Below are 15661 nucleotides of genomic sequence, written 5' to 3' on the forward strand. Positions count from 1 at the left end.
GGCGATCCGGGCGGGGTGAGCAGTGCGGGGACAGGACCGATCCAGGCCGGCCGGCCTGTGGCGCCGGGCCATGGCGTACGAACTCGGCATGTGGCGCAGCCTCGGCCGCTGGCTGCTCCGCCGGCCCGTCGCCCTGCCCACCGGGGCGGAGGCATTCGGCTACACGGGCGTGGTGACCCCGATCCTCGGCGTCTTCCTCGCCCTCTCCATCGTCGAGATCCCCGTCCTGGACCTGATCCTCCGGCACACCGTGCCGTGGGACTGGGTCCGGCGGGCCGCGGTGGCGCTCGGCGTCTGGGGGGTGCTCTGGATGCTCGGCCTGCTCGCCAGCCTGCGGTTGCACCCGCACGTCATCGGGGATGCCGGTCTGCGGATCCGCAACGGCACCTCGATCGACGTCACGGTGCCCTGGTCGGCCGTCGCCACGGTCAGCGCCCGCTACCGGTCGCTGCCCTCCAGTCGAGCCGTCCAGATCGAGGAGAACGGCCAGGTGGTCGTCCTGAACCTCGGCGCCGCCAGCCAGACCAGCGTCGACGTGGTGCTGCGCGAGCCGCTCTCCCTGCCGTTGCCGAAGGGCCCCAGCGGACCGGTGCACGAGGTCCGCCTCTACGCCGACGACCCGGACGCACTGGTGGCCCGGGCCTGCGGGCAGCTGGCAGTCCGCTCGCCCGGGGCGGAAGGCTAGGCGACGGCCGACGCTCAGGCCGGAGACGCGGCGCTGCGGCACCGGAACGAATGGCTGGCCGTCCCGTCGCACCCTGCGCGCATGCCACTCCCGCGCGCGGTGCGCGTACCCCCGCTCGGCGACGGGCTCTGGCCGCGCCGGCTGCTCTCCCTCGCGGTCGCCGTGGTGGTGGCCGGGTTGGTCGGCGGCGGGCTGTGGCGGACGCAGCGGTGGGACGCCGGAAATCTTGCCGGGGTGGCCTGGGCACTGACCGGGGTGCAGTGGCTGGTGGGGCGGTGGCGGCCGGCGGCGCGCGGAGGGCTGGCCTGGACAGCGCGTGTGGTCGGGCGGGACGCGGTCGAGCCGGGACTGGTGGCGCGCCGGTCGATCGCCGGCTGGGTCGACCTCGTCGTGGACGCACTGTTCGGCGTGACGGCGACGCTGGCCGTGGCCGCCCTGCTGCCCGAGGAGCGGCCGTGGGGCCGGATCACCTGGACCGTCGGGTGGGCCGGCATCGCGGTGGCGGTGGGCCGGATCGGCTACGAGGAGGCACGGTTCACCGGCCGGCTCGCGCTCACCGCCGGCGGCGTCCGGCACGGCCGCCGGGTGTACGACTGGACGAACATCGACCGGGTCAGCCCGCACCGGAGCGACGGCCGGGTGGACGGCGTACGGCTGCGGCCGGTGCGGTGGACCTCGTTGCAGCAGGCACCGGTGGTGGGGGGCCGGGACACGGCGGTGCCCGAGGACCGGCTGGCCGCGGCGATCGAGTACCTCCGGCACCGCCCGCAGGCGCTGGCGACCGGCCTGCCGGTCACCCCACCGGAACCGGCCGTACCGACGGCCGAGCGGCTGACGGGCGAGCGGCCGACGGGCGGGTGAGCCGCGCGCCCGGCTGTTAAGAAGGGGCCCCTGCTATACGAAATACGTTAACAGGGGGCCCCTCCTTGCAAGCTCAGAGCTTGTACTCCTTGAGCAGGCCGCGGGAGATGATGGTCTTCTGGATCTCCGAGGTGCCCTCGCCGATCAGCAGGAACGGGGCCTCGCGCATCAGCCGCTCGATCTCGTACTCCTTGGAGTAGCCGTAGCCGCCGTGGATGCGGAACGCCTCCTGGACGACCTCGGCGCAGTACTCGGAGGCGAGCAGCTTGGCCATCCCGGCCTCGACGTCGTTGCGCTGGCCGGCGTCCTTGAGCCGGGCGGCGTTGACCATGAGCGAGTGCGCCGCCTCGATCTTGGTGCCCATCTCGGCGAGCTTGAAGGCGATGGCCTGGTGCCGGGCGAGCGGCTGGCCGAAGGTCTTCCGCTGCTGGGCGTACGCGACGGCCAGCTCGAAGGCCCGGATGGAGATGCCGCAGGCGCGGGCGGCCACGTTGACCCGGCCGACCTCGATGCCGTCCATCATCTGGTAGAAGCCGCGGCCCACCTTCTCCTCACCGCCGAGCACGGCGGAGGCGGGGACGGTGACGCCGTCGAGGACCATCTCGGTGGTCTCGACGCCCTTGTAGCCCATCTTGTCGATCTTGCCGGGGATGGTCAGGCCGGGGGCGGTCTCGCCGAAGCCGGGCTCCTTCTCCAGCAGGAAGGTGCTCATGTTGCCGTAGACCGAGTCGGCGCCGGTGTCGGTCTTGACCAGGGTCGCCACCACCGAGGAGTACGCGCCGTTGGTCAGCCACATCTTCTGGCCGTTGAGCACGTAGTCGTCGCCCTGCCGGACGGCCTTCGACTTGATCGCCGAGACGTCGGAGCCGCACTCCGGCTCGGACATCGAGAAGGCGCCGCGTACCTCGCCGGTGGCCATCTTCGGCAGCAGCCGGGCCTTCTGCTCGGCCGAGCCGTGCTGGGAGATCAGGTACGCCACGATGAAGTGGGTGTTGACGATGCCGGAGATCGACATCCAGCCGCGGGAGAGCTCCTCGACCACCAGGGCGTAGGTCAGCAGGGACTCGCCCAGGCCGCCGTACTCCTCGTCGATGGTGAGGCCGAACAGCCCCATCTCGCGCATCCCGTCGAGGATGTCGGTGGGGTACTCGTCGGCGTGCTCCAGCCGCTGGGCGTGCGGAATGATCTCCTTGTCGGCGAACTCCCGGACGGTTTCCAGGATCGACCGCTGCACATCGGTCAGGCCGGGCGTCTGGGCGAGTCGGGCCATCTCAGCCTCCGGGGGATCGGCGCATTACTCATGGGTAACTGAACGCTCGGTCAGTATCGGTCCCGCGCCCGGCGAGGCCAAGGTGACCGGTACACACAACCGCTGTGAAAAGGTTCACCGCTGCGGGTAGCGTCCGGAAGAGAAAGGGGTCCTGACCTGCGGCGTCGCCGTGGGCGGCGGCGCGGCTGAAGGGGTGGACGCAGCATGGGTCAGCCACCGGCACCGGGCGGACCGGACCAGCCACCCTCCTCCGGGCGGTCCGGCGACGAGCCGCCGTCACCGTACGAGCCGCCGGCGGGCTGGCCGGCGTCCGAGCCCCCGTCGGGCTGGCAGCAGGGCGAGCCCGGCCGGTACGACCAGCCACCGGTCTGGGGTCCGCCGACCGGCGAGGCGCCGCCGTCGCCGTACGGCCCGCCCGGGTCGCACCCGTCCTACGGGCAGCACCCCGGGCAGTGGGGGCCGAGGCCCGGCATGAACGTGCTGGCCGTCCTGTCCCTGGTCTTCGCCTTCGTCTTCTCCCCCGCCGGGATCGTCCTCGGCCACCTGGCCCGGCGGCAGATCCGGCAGACCGGGGAGGAGGGCGAACAGCTCGCCTTCTGGGGCCTGATCCTCAGCTACGTCTTCACCGCGCTCGGGCTGCTCGCCTGCTGCGGCTGGATCGCCTTCGCCTTCTGGGCCGGCTCCGGCGACCACGGCACGTACCGCTGACCCCGGCGCCGGCCGGGGACGCCGGGCGGTCAGCGGAACTGTGACTCGCCGACGCTCTTCCCGCCGTCGACCACCAGCATCTGCCCGGTGATGTAGGACGCGGCCGGCGAGCAGAGGAAGGCGACGGCGGCGGCCACCTCGTCCGGCGTACCCGGCCGGCCGACCGGGGTGCCGTGGCCCTGCTTCAACTCGACCAGCGTCGAGGACGCCGTGTGGATGGTGCCCGGTGCGACCGCGTTCACGGTCACCCCGTCGGCGACCGTCTCCATCGCCAGCGCCCGGGTCAACCCCACCACGCCCGCCTTCGCCGCCGCGTACGCGGCCTCGGTGGGCAGGGCGTTCACCGCGCCGGCCGTGGCGGCCAGGTTGACGATCCGCCCCCAGCCCCGCTCGGCCATCCCGCCGGTGAAGGCGCGGCTGCACAGGAAGGCGGTGGTCAGGTTCCGGTCGATCTCACCCCGCCACTCCTCGTAGCTGAGCTGCGTCACCGGGCGGAGCACCTCGGGACTGGCCCGGCTGGCCAGCCCGGCGTTGTTGACCAGCACCTCGACGTCGCCGAGCTGGTCGGCCACCGCGTCGGCGAGCGCGCCCACCTCCGACTCGTCGGTCAGGTCGGCGACGAAGCCGGTCACCCCCAGCTCCTCAGCGCGATCGTGGATGCGCCGGGTGGTGGAGACGACCGCCACCCGGGCGCCCAGGTCGGCCAGCCGCCGGGCGGTCGCGTACCCGATGCCGTCGGGACTGCCGGCGCCGGTGACCAGGGCCACCCGCCCGTCGAGCCGCATCGTCACCAGGTCGGACATCGGCGCGGGCTCGTCGCGTCCCGCCCCGGCCGGCGTACGGCTGCGCCGGGCCAGGCCCGGGCGGCTGACGTCCCGCCTGGGGCGGCCACCGGACCGGTCCGCGCCGCGCGCGTCATGTGCCATGCCGAGATCCTGCCCGTTGGAAGTGCCCCGGGCAACGCGGCACTCGGAAGGGGACGCCCCGGGTGTGCCGGCGATGGCTACCCTGACCGCGCGCACCCCTACCCGAAACGGACGAACAACAGATGAGCTATCCCCCGCCCAACGCCGGTTGGCCGGAGCCGGCCGCACCCGGCCCGCACTCCACCCCGCCCGCCGACCCGACCCTGCCCATGGGTGGCGGCGCCGTTCCGCTGCCGCCCGCGCCCGGCGACCCGTACGCGGGGGCGAAGTCCACCTACGACCCGTACGGCCAGCCGCCGCCGGGATATCCGCCGGTTGGCTACCGACCGAGCCCGCCGCAGAACGGGCTGGCCATCGCCTCGATGGTGGTCTCGATCGTCGCCGCGCTCGGGCTCTGCGGCTACGGCCTCGGCGGCTACCTCGGCATCGTCGGCCTGGCCCTCGGCTACTCGTCGCGCCGGCAGCTCCGGGAGCGGGGCGAGGGCGGCGAGGGCTTCGCGACGGCCGGCATCATCATCGGCTGGATCACCACCGCGATCGCCGTGCTGGCCACCATCGCGCTGGTGGTGCTCTTCGTGTGGGCCTCCGGCCAGTCGCCGGTCACGTCCGGCTCCTGACGCGAACGGGCCGTCCCGGTCGCCCGGGACGGCCCACGTCACGCGTTCCGGGTCACCCCTGCGGTGGGGTGAAGGTGGAGGTACGGGTCATCCCGGCCGCCCGCCCCTTCGCGGAGATCACCAGGGCCATCTTCCGGGACGCCTCGTCGATCATCTCGTCGCCGAGCATCACCGCGCCGAGCCGGCCGCCCGCCTCCGAGGTGTAGTGCTCGTACGCGTCGAGGATCAGCTCGGCGTGGTCGTAGTCGGCCTGGTCCGGCGCGTACACCTCGTTCGCCGCGTCGATCTGGCCCGGGTGCAGCACCCACTTGCCGTCGAAGCCGAGCGCCGCCGAACGCTTCGCCACCTCGCGGAACGCGTCGACGTCGCGGATCTGGAGGAACGGGCCGTCGATGGCCTGCTTGTCGTGCATCCGGGCGGCCATCAGGATCCGCATCAGGATGTAGTGGTAGGGGTCGCCCGGGTAGTCCGGGATCAGCGCGCCGACCACCAGCGACTTCATGTTGATCGAGGCCATGAAGTCGGCCGGGCCGAAGATGATGGTCTCCACCCGGGGCGAGGCGGCGGCGATCGCGTCCACGTTCACCAGGCCGGCCGCGTTCTCGATCTGCGCCTCGATGCCGATCCGGCCGACCTCCAGGCCCAGGGTCTTCTCGATCTGGGTAAGGGTGAGGTCCAGCCACTGCACCTGGCCGGCGTTCTGCACCTTGGGCAGCATGATGCAGTCCAGGTTGGCGCCCGCCCCCTCGACCACCTCGATGACGTCCCGGTAGGTCCAGGCGGTGGTCAGGTCGTTGACCCGGACCACCCGGGTCTTGCCGGCCCAGTCGCCCTCGTTGAGCGCGGCGACGATGTTCTTGCGGGCGTCCGGCTTGGCCAGCGGGGCGACCGCGTCCTCCAGGTCGAGGAAGACCTGGTCGGCCGGGAGGCCCTGGGCCTTGCCGAGCATCTTCACGCTGGAACCCGGTACGGCGAGGCAGGACCGGCGGGGGCGACCGACAGCGGCCATGGATGCGCTCCTTCCAGCGTCCGGCGGGCACGCCGACGCCACCTGGCGGAATGTGAGAACTTAACGATCCCAAAGGGCGTTGTGACGCCACGGTAACCTCGTGCCGTGACCGGGGTGAATGGACCTGTGGAAGATCTCACTGGGCGGCGGACCGTGGTGGTGACCGGGGCCAGCTCCGGCATCGGCCTGGCCGCCGCGGAGGCGCTGGCGCGCCGTGGCGACCGGGTGGTGCTGGTCGGCCGGGACCCGGCCCGACTCCAGGCCGCCGGCGACCGGGTACGCGAGGCCTCCGGCGAGCGCCCCGAGCTGTTCCGGTCGGACTTCGCGGTGCTCGACGACGTACGCCGGCTGGCGGAGAACCTGCGGGCCGCGTACGACCGGATCGACGTGCTCGCCAACAACGCCGGCGCGATCGTGCTGGAGCCGATCACCACCGTCGACGGCTTCGAGCTCTCCATCCAGGCCAACCATCTGGCCCCGTTCCTGCTGAGCAACCTGCTCGCCGACCGGGTGGGCCGGATCGTGGTCACCGCCTCCGGCGCGCACCGCAGCGGTCGGCTCGACCCGGACGACCTCAACGGCCAGCTGCGCGGCTACCGGCCGATGCGCGCGTACGGCACCAGCAAGCAGGCGAACATCCTGTTCACCGCCGAGGCGGCCCGCCGCTGGCCGCAGATCCCCGCGTACTGCTTCCACCCGGGGGTGGTGCGGACCCGGTTCGGCGCCGACAGCCGACTGGTCGCCCTCGGCATGCGGCTGCTGCCGTTCCGCAGCCCGGAGAAGGGCGCCGAGACGCTGGTCTGGCTCGCCGGGCAGGACCCGTCCCGGCTGGTCGACGGCGGCTACTACGCCGACCGGCGGCCGCGCCGGCCACTGCGCAAGGCGGCCGACCCGGCGCTGGCGGCGCGGCTCTGGACGGCCAGCGCCAAGGCCGTCGGCATCGACGGCTGACCATTTCCGGGGCACCGGGGCGGGCCGGCGCTTGCCATACTTCGCGGCATGACGACGGGGAACGAAACGGGCGAAGACCGCGCGGAGCTGCTGCTGGTCGCGCTGGTGGAGATGGCCGGGGTGCAGGCCGGCCGGCGGTACGAGGACGCGGTGCTGACCCTGCTCGGGCGGCACCGGGGGCGGCTGGAGCGCCGGCTGCGGACCGCGGACGGGCGCAGTGAGGTGCACCTGATCCGGTTCGCCGACCGGGCCGGCTACGAGGCGTTCCTGGTGGACCCGGAACGGGTCGCGCTGCGCGCCGCGCTCGGCGACGACGCGCCCACCACCCGGGTCCTCGAGGTCCACGACGTCTGACCCCTCCTCCCTCACTTCATCACGACCGACAGGTGAGAACAAGACTTGATCTTGCCGGTCGACCGGTCCAGGGTCGACGCATGGACTTCGATCCCCTGGCCACCGCCCGCCGCGCCCTCTGGATCGGCGGCGGGCAGTGGGCCGGCAAGACCACCCTCGCGGTCACCCTGGCGCTGCGGCACGGGCTGACCGCCTACCTCTACGACCGGCACGACGCCCGGGGGCACGACGACCGGCGTACCGCCGACCGGGTCCGGCGGGGCGAGCCGGCCGCCGGAGCCCACCCGGACGACACCTGGGTGCACACCGACCCGGCCCGGATGGCCGCCGAGACGCTGGCCGGCTTCCCCCGCCGCTTCGAGTGGGTGCTCGACGACCTCAGCGCGCTGGTCACCGGCCGCCGGGTGATCGCCGAGGGGTGGGGGCTGCGCCCCGAACTGGTCGCCCCGCTGGTCGAGTCGACCCGACAGATGGTGGTGCTGGTGCCGACGCCCGCGTTCCGGGCGTACCAGCGGGACCGGCTGGCCCGCGCGACCGCCCCGCAGCCGGGGGTCGGCGACCCGGCCCGCGCGCTGCGCAACCGCCTGGCCCGCGACGAGCTGGTCGCCGCGGACGCCGCCGCCCGGGCCCGGGGGCTCGGCGTACGGGTGATCGAGGTGGACGGTGACCGGGACGCGGCGGCCGTCGCCGACCTGGTCGAGGAGCAGTTCGCCGAGTTCCTCAACCGGTGAGGTGCACCGGGACGCTGGTCACCACCACCTGCGGCAACGGGCGCAGGGCGGCCCGCAGCCGCTGCTCGGCGCGGCTGTGCAGCGGCCGGTGCCAGCGCCGGCGCTGCACCACCTCTGGCACGATCACGGTCAGCGTCAGCTCCGGACCGGCCGCGTGCAACGCCTCCAGGTAGTGCGCAAGCGGGCCGATCACCGCCCGGTACGGCGACACGATCGTCTCCAGCCGCACGTGCGAACCCCAGGCCCGCCACTGTTCCCGGAACCGGTCCGCCTCGACGTCCTCCGGGGCGATGTGCACGGCCAGCGTCGGCTGCCCGAGCGACGCCGCGTACGCCAGGGCGCGCAGCGACGCCCGGTTCAGCCGGGCCACGGGCACCACCACCAGGTGGCGTACCTGCTGGGGCAGTTCCTCGCCCTCGGCGGCCTCGGCGGGCGCCGGCCCGACCGGTGGCGGACGCAGCGCCAGCGCCCGGTGCAGCGTGGCGTAGTGCCGGTGGATCCGGTGGAACAGCAGCACCAGCAGCGGCACCGCGACCACCACCAGCCAGGCCCCCTGGGCGAACTTCGCCGCCGCCGCGGTCAGCAGAACCAGCCCGGACATGGTCGCGCCGAGCGCGTTGAGCGCCAACCGGCGCCGCGACCCCCGCCCTGGCCGGCGGCGCCAGTGCACCACCATGCCGGCCTGGGAGAGGGTGAACGCCAGGAACACCCCGACGGCGTAGAGCGGGATCAACGACTCGGTGTGCCCACCGAACACCACGAACACGAGCGCCGCGGCGACCGAGAGGGCGAGCAGCCCGTTGCTGAACGCCAGCCGGTCCCCCATGTGCAGGAAGCGGCGGGGCGCGTGGCCGTCACGGGCCATGAAGAACAGCAGCCGGGGAAAGTCGTTGAAGGCGGTGTTCGCGGCCAGCAGCAGGATCAGCGCGGTCGCCGCCTGGAGCAGGGCGTACCAGGGGCCGGTGGGGAAGGTGAGCCGACCCAGTTGGGACAGCAGGGTCTCCTCCGGTCGGGGCACCAGCCCGTCCAGGTGGATCAGCACGGTCAGCCCGGCGAAGAGGACCACCAGCATGGCCACCATCCAGCCCAGCGTGGTCCGCGCGTTGCGCCACTCGGTCGGCTTGAACGCCGGGACCGCGTTGGAGACCGCCTCGATGCCGGTCATCGAGACCGCGCCGGAGGCGAAGGCCCGCAGCACCAGCAGCAGACCCAGTCCCTCGGCAGCCGGCACCGCGGGCGGCGGCACCGGCGCGAACCCCCGCCCGGCCGCCCGCCCCCAGCCGACCACGAGCAGCGCCAGGACCGCGACCACGAAGGCGTACGTGGGCAGCACGAAGATGTTGCCGGCGGTCCGCACGCCGCGCAGGTTGCCGGCGAGCAGGACGGCGATCACCAGCACCCCGAGCGGCACGGTGAACGGCGTCAGCCCCGGCAGGGCCGAGGTGACCGCGTGCACCCCGGCCGCCACCGACACCGCCACGGTCAGCACGTAGTCCAGCATCAGCCCGGCGGCGGCGGTCAGCCCCGCCATCGCCCCCAGGTTGTCCGACGCGACGATGTACGACCCGGCGCCGTGCGGGTATGCCGGGATGGTCTGCCGGTACGACAGTCCGACCGCGACCATCAGCACCACCAGCACACCGGCCAGTGGCAGCGACAGGCCCAGCGCTCCCCCACCGGCCAGCACCAGCACCGTCAGCATCGCCTCCGGCCCGTACGCCACGGAGCTGAGCAGGTCGGAGGAGAGGATCGGCAGGGCGATCAGCTTGCGCATCCGCTCGTAGAGCACCGCCGAGCTGCGCAGCGGCGGGCCGAGGACCACCCGGCGCAGCCGGCTCAACGCCCGGGCCGGTCGGGAACGCGGCAGGTTGGCCGGTTCGGTGGCGACCAGTTCCCCGGCCGCCCGGGCGAGCCCGGCGGGTTGCGGGGGCGGCACGGCGAACAGCTCGATCGGCGCCAGCCGGCCGAACCGGCCCGCCGTGGGCCGTTCCCGGTACCGGTCCAGGGTCGGGTCGACCGGCAGCCCGTCCGGCGGCCGGGGAGCGCGCCAGCGTTCCCCGATCCGGCCCAGCGTGTCGACCTCGTCGGGCCGCAGCGGCGGGAACTCGGCCGACGGCGTGACGACCGTGCCGTCGTCGTCGGCGTCGCGTCCCATGACCGCTACTGTCGCGGACCCCACGCCCGCCCGGCGGCCGTTTCGGCAAGCTCAGTCGGCCAGGGGGGCGGGGTCAGCGGGCAGCGGCACCGGTGCGCCGCGGCGGACCGCGCGGGCGCCGCCGAGCACCACCACGACCACCCCGACCACCAGCATCCCCAGGCCGGGCAGGGCCAGCGGTCGGGGCGCCTGCCCCAGCCAGAGCCAGGCCAGCAGGGCCGCGCCCGGCACCTCCAGCAGGATCAGCACGCTGACCGTGGTGGCGGAGATCCGGCGCAGCGCGTAGTTGAACATCGAGTGCCCGAGCAGCTGGGCGCCGGCCACCAGGCCGAGGATCGCCAGCCAGGTGCCGGTGTCGAAGCCGACCAGCGGCACCCCGGTGGCCAGGCACCCGACCAGCAGGATCAGCCCGCACACCCCGTAGCAGATGGTGGTGTACGTGGTGGTGCTGATCGCCACCCGGGCCCGTTCGCCGAACGCGGTGTAGACCGCGGCGAACATCCCACCGGCCACCGCGAGCAGGTCACCGGCGACCGCGCGGCCCGACACGGCGAGGTCCGCGCCGGTGGCCAGCGCCGCGCCGAGCACCGCCACCCCGATGCCGACCCAGACCACGCCCGGCAGCCGTCGCCCCTGCCAGCGGGCGATCAGCCCCTGCCAGACCGGCTGGGTGGCGCCCAGCGCGGTCGCCGCGGCGACCGAGGTCAGCTGCACCGCGGACATCCAGGTGGCGAAGTGCGCGGCCAGCGCCACCCCGGAGAGTACGCAGTACCAGCCCTCCCGCCGGCCGTCGCCCACGGTCAGCGAGCGGAACTCGGCGCGCCGCCGGACCAGCGAGAAGGGGCCGAGCACCCCGACGGCGAGGGTGTTGCGCCAGAAGGCGATCGCCAGCGCGGGCGCGGCGGCGAACGCGATCAGCGGTCCCGAGGACGAGACGGCGACCACGGCGAGCAGGAGGGCGGCGCCGGTCAGCGGGTCGACCGGCGGGCGGGACTGGGTTGGCTGCACGGGGAGCAATCCTCACACGACCAGGGGACGGCACGGATCGTCAGCACTCCGTTACGATCATGCGCGTCCGCGCCGACGACATCCCTCAACCGCCCGGAGGCGCTCCCCCATGCCCAGCTACCAGGCGGTGCTCTTCGACTTCTTCGGCACGTTGACCAGTGCCGTGCGGCGGGGTGGGGCGCACCGGGCCACCGCCGAGCTGTTGGGCTGCTCCCCGGAGCGGCTGGCGGAGGTGCTCGACCGCACCTACTACCGCCGGGCCAGCGGTTCGCTGGGCGACGCCGAGGCGTGCCTGCGCTGGGTGTGCGCGCAGGTCGGCGTACGCCCGTCGGCGAGCACGGTCCGCGCGGCGGTGGCCTCCCGGCACCTGGCGGTACGCGCCGACACCCGGCTGCGCGCCGACGCCGTGCCAGTGCTCGCGGCGCTGCGCCGCCGGGGCGTACGCACCGGGCTGGTCAGCGACTGCACCCACGAGCTGCCGGCGTTCCTGCCGCAGCTGGCCGTCGCGCCCCTGCTCGACGTGCGGGTCTTCTCGGTGCAGGTGGGCCGCTGCAAGCCGGACCCGGCGCTCTATCTGGCGGCGTGCCGGCGGCTGGAGCTGGACCCCGGCCAGTGCCTGTACGTCGGCGACGGGGGCAGCCGGGAGCTGACCGGTGCGCAGGGGGCCGGACTGACGGCCGTCCGGCTGATCACCCCGGACCTGGCCGGGCACCTGGTCTTCGATGCCGAGCCGGACTGGACCGGCCCGGTGCTGCACTCGCTCACCGAGGTGCTGGACCTGGTCGACCGGGCCGCGACACCCGTCGCCTGCGCGACGAGCTGACTTCAGCGGCGGCGGACCCGGTGCAGCCGGAACGGCTTGCGGGTCACCCGGACCACCGGGGCGCCGCGCGGCGCCTCGGCCAGCGACGCGTCCGGCAGGCCGGTGCCGGCGTCCGGGGTGCCGGCCGGGTCGAGCCGGGTCAACGCGCAGCCGTCGGCGGCCCATCGGGCCACCAGGTCGGCGGCGGGGCCCGGGGCGTTCAGCCGCTTGGTGGCCACCAGCGGCGCCGCGGTCTCCCACGCCTGCGTGCCGGGGGCCAGCCGGGTCACCCGGGCCGGCCAGGCCACGATCCGACCGCCGTGGTCGCCGCGCAGGATCACCCGGGCCTCGGTGGCGTCGGCCAGCCCCGGGGCGGACTGCTCGCCCGGGCCGCTGACCACGAAGAGCGCGTTCTCCAGCGGCATGCACCAGAGCGCCAGCGCCGGCCCGTCGGCGACGCTCACCCAGGCGACGGCCGCCTTCTTCATCGCCTCGTCCACCAGCGGCGTGCTCTCGCGGGTCTCCACCTCGTCGGTCACCCCCGCATCCTCCCGCACGGCGACCGGTCCGGACACCCACACCCGGTCGTCGACCAGGTGGGTGGGGTTGACGCTCGGTTCCTTTCGAGCTGACGTCATGGACGGATCAGGGCCGGTCCCGGCAGCACGGTCAGCTGCGCGAAGACCGGTGAGTCGTTCACCACATCAGCTCGAAAGGGCGTCGACGACACCCGGCCCGCGGTCGTCGCCGGACGTCCGGGTCAGCCGACGAAGGGCGGGACCATGATCTCGCCGCGGGCCACCGGCACCACCTGGCCGGAAACCGTCGCGCCGGCCGCCGCGCCGCCCATCGCCGACACCGTGCAGGCCAGCACCGACGGCCGGTGGATCTCGATGCCCTGGTGGACGGTGTACGCCGACCGGCCGTCGCCGGGCAGCAGTCCGCTGGCCACCAGCCAGACGCCGAGTCCGAGGGCGGCCGAACCGGTGGCCGGATCCTCCGGGACACCGAGCCCCGGCACGAAGACCCGGGCGTGTGCGGTTTGCGCGTCGGCGTCCCAGGAGAAGACGCTGACGTGCTCCACGCCGTACCGCTCCGCAGCCGCCGCGTTCATCCGGGCGCGGGCCACCGCGTCCGGCCGCACCGGCAGGTACGGGAACTCCAGCCCGCAGCCGGCCACCCGGGGCGGCGGGCCGGCGTGGTCGGTGGCGGCCAGGCCGACCATCTCCAGCAGCGGCTCCGGGTCCAGCTCCGGGCCGAGGGTGGGCGTGCCCCCGGTGAGGGTCGCCCCGGTCGCGGTGACCTCGATCGGCAGCACCCCCGCGCCGCACTCCTGGGTGACCTTGCCCACACCGAACATTCCCCGCCGGCTGGCCGTCACCGCCGCGCCCACACTCGGGTGCCCGGCGAAGGGCAGCTCCGCGGCCGGAGTGAAGATCCGCGCCCGGTAGGTGGCGCCGACCTGGGTGGGTCGCAGCACGAACACCGTCTCGGAGAGGTTGAACTCCACCGCGAGCGCCTGCATCTGCTCGGTGGCGAGCGCTTCGGCACCGAACACCACGGCCAGCGGGTTCCCCGCGTACGGGCGGTCGGTGAAGACGTCCACGATCTCGTAGGCCAAGGTCGACATGTTGATAAACAGTAGGCGCTTAGGCTGGTGCCCGTGAGCACGCCGACCCGGGTCTACATCGCCCGACTCGCCGGAGTCGCCGTCTTCGATCCGAACGGTGACCAGGTGGGTCGGGTCCGTGACGCGGTGGCACGTATCCGGCCGACCCAGCGGCCGCCGGAGGTCGTCGGCCTGGTCGCCGAGATGCCGATGCGCCGGCGGATCTTCCTCTCCCTCAACCGGATCACCTCCATCGACCCCGACGCCGTGGTGCTCGGCAGCGGCACCCTCAACCTGCGCCGCTTCGAGAAGCGGCCGAACGAGCTGCTCGTACTCCAGGAGTTGCTGGACCGGCGGGTGCAGCTCGACCCCGGCGGCCAGTCCGGTGCGGTGGTCGACGTGGCGATGGAGGCCAGCCGCGGCGGCGAGTGGTCGCTGACCCGGGTGGCGGTCCGCGAGCAGACCGGCCGGCTCGGCCGGCGCGGGCACCTGCACCAGGTCGAGTGGGACCGGGTACGCGGGCTCAGCGGCATCGGCGAGAACCGGGGCACCGCCAACCTGCTCGCCGTGCTGGAGGACATGCGCCCGGCCGACCTGGCCAACGCCCTCCAGGACCTGCCCGACGCCCGGCGCAACGAGGTCGCCGCCGCCCTGGACGACGAGCGCCTGGCCGACGTGCTGAGCGAGCTGCCCGAGCGCGACCAGGTGGAGATCCTGGCCGCGCTGGACCGGGAGCGGGCCGCCGACATCCTCGAGGAGATGGACCCGGACGACGCCGCCGACCTGCTCAACGAGCTGCCCCCGCCCGAGCAGGACGTGCTGCTGGACCTGATGGAGCCGAACGAGGCCGACCCGGTACGCCAGCTGCTGAAGTACAGCTCCGGCACGGCCGGCAGCGTGATGACCTCCGAGCCGGTGATCCTGCCGCCGGACGCCACCGTCGCCGAGGCGCTGGCCCGGATCCGGGAACCCGCGCTCTCCCCGGCCGTGGCGGCCCAGGTCTTCGTGGCCCGCGCCCCGATGACCACCCCCACCGGCCGCTACCTCGGCATGGTCCACTTCCAGCGGTTGCTCCGCGAGCCGCCGGCCGACATGCTGGGCGGCATCGTGGTCAACGACATCGACCCGCTACGCCCGGGCACCCCGCTGCCCGAGATCACCCGCCGGATGGCCACCTACGACCTGGTCGCCATGCCGGTGATCGACCGGAACAACCGGCTGGTCGGGGCGGTCACGGTCGACGACGTGCTGGACCACTCGCTGCCCCGCGACTGGCGGGACCGGGACGCCGTGTCGACCCCGGGCTCCGCCGGCGAGTCGACGGACGACGCCCATGGCTGACCAGCGGCGGGCCGAGCGGCTGGACCAGCCGCGCGAGCCCCGGGGCGTCAAGCTGCCCAAATTCGACCCGGAGGCGTTCGGCCGCTGGTCCGAGGGGATCGCCCGGGGCATGGGTACGGCGAACTTCATCGTCTACATGACCCTGGTGATCGCCGCCTGGTTCCTGTGGAACACCCTCGCCCCGGCGAACCTCCAGTTCGACCCGTACACCTTCACGTTCCTGACCCTGATCCTCTCCCTCCAGGCGTCGTACGCGGCGCCGCTGATCCTGCTCGCGCAGAACCGGCAGGCGGACCGGGACCGGGTGGCGCTGGAGGAGGACCGGCGGCGGGCGACCATGCAGAAGGCGGACACCGAGTACCTGGCCCGGGAGATCGCCGCGCTGCGGATCGCGATGGGTGAGGTCGCCACCCGGGACTTCCTCCGCTCGGAGCTGGCCCGGCTGGCCGAGGAGCTGGACGAGGCGAGCCAGCGCCGGCAGAAGCTGGAACGCCGTCAGCAGGAGCGGGCACAGCGGGGCGCCGACCCGCTCGACGAGCCCCGCGACGAGCTGGACACCGACTTCGCCCGGGACGGCCGGCCCGAGCACTGAGCGGATCGTCCCCCGCGTCCGGTTCAGATCGGTTCATCGATT

The 15661-nt window shown here is 73.8% G+C and carries 17 protein-coding genes; 10 read left to right on the plus strand and 7 right to left on the minus strand.

The window, feature by feature from the left end:
* The first annotated feature begins 70 nt into the window (after nt 1-70).
* Together GA0070564_RS04080 and GA0070564_RS04085 are read left to right on the plus strand one after the other, a co-directional pair.
* Nucleotides 71-685 (plus strand): hypothetical protein, encoded by a 615-nt coding sequence (locus tag GA0070564_RS04080; RefSeq protein ID WP_091602619.1) that lies wholly within the window; start codon nt 71-73, stop codon nt 683-685.
* A gap of 81 nt (nt 686-766) precedes the next feature.
* Nucleotides 767-1546 carry a hypothetical protein gene (locus tag GA0070564_RS04085; RefSeq protein ID WP_091602622.1) on the plus strand — a complete coding sequence of 260 codons (780 nt, stop codon included), beginning with the start codon at nt 767-769 and terminating at the stop codon, nt 1544-1546.
* A gap of 73 nt (nt 1547-1619) precedes the next feature.
* On the opposite strand, the gene GA0070564_RS04090 is transcribed toward GA0070564_RS04085, so the two are convergent.
* Entirely contained in the window at nt 1620-2816 is a 1197-nt protein-coding gene (locus tag GA0070564_RS04090; RefSeq protein ID WP_091602625.1) for an acyl-CoA dehydrogenase family protein, read from the minus strand.
* A gap of 204 nt (nt 2817-3020) precedes the next feature.
* Here GA0070564_RS04090 and GA0070564_RS04095 point away from each other — a divergent pair, with 204 nt between their 5' ends.
* Nucleotides 3021-3524 (plus strand): DUF4190 domain-containing protein, encoded by a 504-nt coding sequence (locus GA0070564_RS04095; protein WP_091602628.1) that lies wholly within the window; start codon nt 3021-3023, stop codon nt 3522-3524.
* 29 nt (nt 3525-3553) lie between these two features.
* On the opposite strand, the gene GA0070564_RS04100 is transcribed toward GA0070564_RS04095, so the two are convergent.
* Nucleotides 3554-4381 carry an SDR family NAD(P)-dependent oxidoreductase gene (locus GA0070564_RS04100; RefSeq protein WP_245669841.1) on the minus strand — a complete coding sequence of 276 codons (828 nt, stop codon included), beginning with the start codon at nt 4379-4381 and terminating at the stop codon, nt 3554-3556.
* A 191-nt stretch (nt 4382-4572) separates the two neighbouring features.
* Between GA0070564_RS04100 and GA0070564_RS04105 the strand changes: the two genes are divergently transcribed.
* Nucleotides 4573-5067 (plus strand): DUF4190 domain-containing protein, encoded by a 495-nt coding sequence (locus GA0070564_RS04105; protein ID WP_091602633.1) that lies wholly within the window; start codon nt 4573-4575, stop codon nt 5065-5067.
* Nucleotides 5068-5119: 52 nt separating this feature from the next.
* Here GA0070564_RS04105 and GA0070564_RS04110 read toward each other — a convergent pair whose 3' ends face one another.
* Nucleotides 5120-6076, minus strand: coding sequence for an HpcH/HpaI aldolase/citrate lyase family protein (locus GA0070564_RS04110; RefSeq protein ID WP_091602636.1), 957 nt, complete (start codon nt 6074-6076; stop codon nt 5120-5122).
* A 126-nt stretch (nt 6077-6202) separates the two neighbouring features.
* Between GA0070564_RS04110 and GA0070564_RS04115 the strand changes: the two genes are divergently transcribed.
* The 3 genes from GA0070564_RS04115 to GA0070564_RS29730 all read left to right on the plus strand — a co-directional run bounded on the left by GA0070564_RS04115 (nt 6203) and on the right by GA0070564_RS29730 (nt 8112).
* On the plus strand, nt 6203-7027 hold the full coding sequence (locus GA0070564_RS04115; RefSeq protein WP_091602638.1) for an SDR family NAD(P)-dependent oxidoreductase: 825 nt from the start codon (nt 6203-6205) through the stop codon (nt 7025-7027).
* A 48-nt stretch (nt 7028-7075) separates the two neighbouring features.
* Nucleotides 7076-7381, plus strand: a complete 306-nt coding sequence (locus GA0070564_RS04120) for a hypothetical protein (RefSeq protein WP_091602641.1) — start codon at nt 7076-7078, stop codon at nt 7379-7381.
* A gap of 80 nt (nt 7382-7461) precedes the next feature.
* A complete protein-coding gene (locus GA0070564_RS29730; protein WP_091602644.1) occupies nt 7462-8112 on the plus strand; it encodes a hypothetical protein in 651 nt (216 codons plus the stop codon).
* Here the strand turns inward: GA0070564_RS29730 and GA0070564_RS04130 are convergent.
* Together GA0070564_RS04130 and GA0070564_RS04135 are read right to left on the minus strand one after the other, a co-directional pair.
* Complete coding sequence (locus GA0070564_RS04130) at nt 8102-10267, minus strand: APC family permease (protein WP_091602647.1); 2166 nt, start codon at nt 10265-10267, stop codon at nt 8102-8104. The genes GA0070564_RS29730 and GA0070564_RS04130 overlap by 11 nt on opposite strands.
* 51 nt (nt 10268-10318) lie before the next feature.
* The gene (locus GA0070564_RS04135) at nt 10319-11284 is read right to left on the minus strand and encodes a DMT family transporter (RefSeq protein WP_425412402.1); all 966 of its coding nucleotides are present in this window, start codon (nt 11282-11284) and stop codon (nt 10319-10321) included.
* A gap of 100 nt (nt 11285-11384) precedes the next feature.
* Here GA0070564_RS04135 and GA0070564_RS04140 point away from each other — a divergent pair, with 100 nt between their 5' ends.
* Entirely contained in the window at nt 11385-12098 is a 714-nt protein-coding gene (locus GA0070564_RS04140; RefSeq protein ID WP_091602653.1) for an HAD family hydrolase, read from the plus strand.
* A gap of 2 nt (nt 12099-12100) precedes the next feature.
* Here GA0070564_RS04140 and GA0070564_RS04145 read toward each other — a convergent pair whose 3' ends face one another.
* Both GA0070564_RS04145 and GA0070564_RS04150 read right to left on the minus strand, forming a co-directional pair.
* Nucleotides 12101-12565: a hypothetical protein gene (locus GA0070564_RS04145; protein WP_176730582.1), complete on the minus strand. Its 465-nt coding sequence runs from the start codon at nt 12563-12565 to the stop codon at nt 12101-12103.
* Between the two features lie 272 nt (nt 12566-12837).
* Nucleotides 12838-13707: a PhzF family phenazine biosynthesis protein gene (locus GA0070564_RS04150; RefSeq protein WP_091602656.1), complete on the minus strand. Its 870-nt coding sequence runs from the start codon at nt 13705-13707 to the stop codon at nt 12838-12840.
* Between the two features lie 33 nt (nt 13708-13740).
* On the opposite strand from GA0070564_RS04150, the gene GA0070564_RS04155 reads away from it, so the two are divergent.
* Together GA0070564_RS04155 and GA0070564_RS04160 are read left to right on the plus strand one after the other, a co-directional pair.
* Nucleotides 13741-15027 (plus strand): magnesium transporter MgtE N-terminal domain-containing protein, encoded by a 1287-nt coding sequence (locus GA0070564_RS04155; RefSeq protein WP_091604536.1) that lies wholly within the window; start codon nt 13741-13743, stop codon nt 15025-15027.
* Complete coding sequence (locus GA0070564_RS04160) at nt 15020-15619, plus strand: DUF1003 domain-containing protein (RefSeq protein WP_091602659.1); 600 nt, start codon at nt 15020-15022, stop codon at nt 15617-15619. Before GA0070564_RS04155 ends, GA0070564_RS04160 begins: the two co-directional genes overlap by 8 nt.
* Nucleotides 15620-15661 lie beyond the last annotated feature (42 nt).

The sequence above is a fragment of the Micromonospora mirobrigensis genome (genome assembly GCF_900091555.1).
Lineage (GTDB): Bacteria > Actinomycetota > Actinomycetes > Mycobacteriales > Micromonosporaceae > Micromonospora > Micromonospora mirobrigensis.

What these genes read in the sequence shown, in the direction of transcription:
- GA0070564_RS04080 (WP_091602619.1), top strand. Translation starts at nt 71, where the DNA reads ATGGCGTACGAACTCGGCATGTGGCGCAGCCTCGGCCGCTGGCTGCTC.
- GA0070564_RS04085 (WP_091602622.1), top strand. Translation starts at nt 767, where the DNA reads ATGCCACTCCCGCGCGCGGTGCGCGTACCCCCGCTCGGCGACGGGCTC.
- GA0070564_RS04090 (WP_091602625.1), bottom strand. Translation starts at nt 2,816, where the DNA reads ATGGCCCGACTCGCCCAGACGCCCGGCCTGACCGATGTGCAGCGGTCG.
- GA0070564_RS04095 (WP_091602628.1), top strand. Translation starts at nt 3,021, where the DNA reads ATGGGTCAGCCACCGGCACCGGGCGGACCGGACCAGCCACCCTCCTCC.
- GA0070564_RS04105 (WP_091602633.1), top strand. Translation starts at nt 4,573, where the DNA reads ATGAGCTATCCCCCGCCCAACGCCGGTTGGCCGGAGCCGGCCGCACCC.
- GA0070564_RS04110 (WP_091602636.1), bottom strand. Translation starts at nt 6,076, where the DNA reads ATGGCCGCTGTCGGTCGCCCCCGCCGGTCCTGCCTCGCCGTACCGGGT.
- GA0070564_RS04120 (WP_091602641.1), top strand. Translation starts at nt 7,076, where the DNA reads ATGACGACGGGGAACGAAACGGGCGAAGACCGCGCGGAGCTGCTGCTG.
- GA0070564_RS29730 (WP_091602644.1), top strand. Translation starts at nt 7,462, where the DNA reads ATGGACTTCGATCCCCTGGCCACCGCCCGCCGCGCCCTCTGGATCGGC.
- GA0070564_RS04130 (WP_091602647.1), bottom strand. Translation starts at nt 10,267, where the DNA reads ATGGGACGCGACGCCGACGACGACGGCACGGTCGTCACGCCGTCGGCC.
- GA0070564_RS04140 (WP_091602653.1), top strand. Translation starts at nt 11,385, where the DNA reads ATGCCCAGCTACCAGGCGGTGCTCTTCGACTTCTTCGGCACGTTGACC.
- GA0070564_RS04145 (WP_176730582.1), bottom strand. Translation starts at nt 12,565, where the DNA reads ATGAAGAAGGCGGCCGTCGCCTGGGTGAGCGTCGCCGACGGGCCGGCG.
- GA0070564_RS04150 (WP_091602656.1), bottom strand. Translation starts at nt 13,707, where the DNA reads ATGTCGACCTTGGCCTACGAGATCGTGGACGTCTTCACCGACCGCCCG.
- GA0070564_RS04160 (WP_091602659.1), top strand. Translation starts at nt 15,020, where the DNA reads ATGGCTGACCAGCGGCGGGCCGAGCGGCTGGACCAGCCGCGCGAGCCC.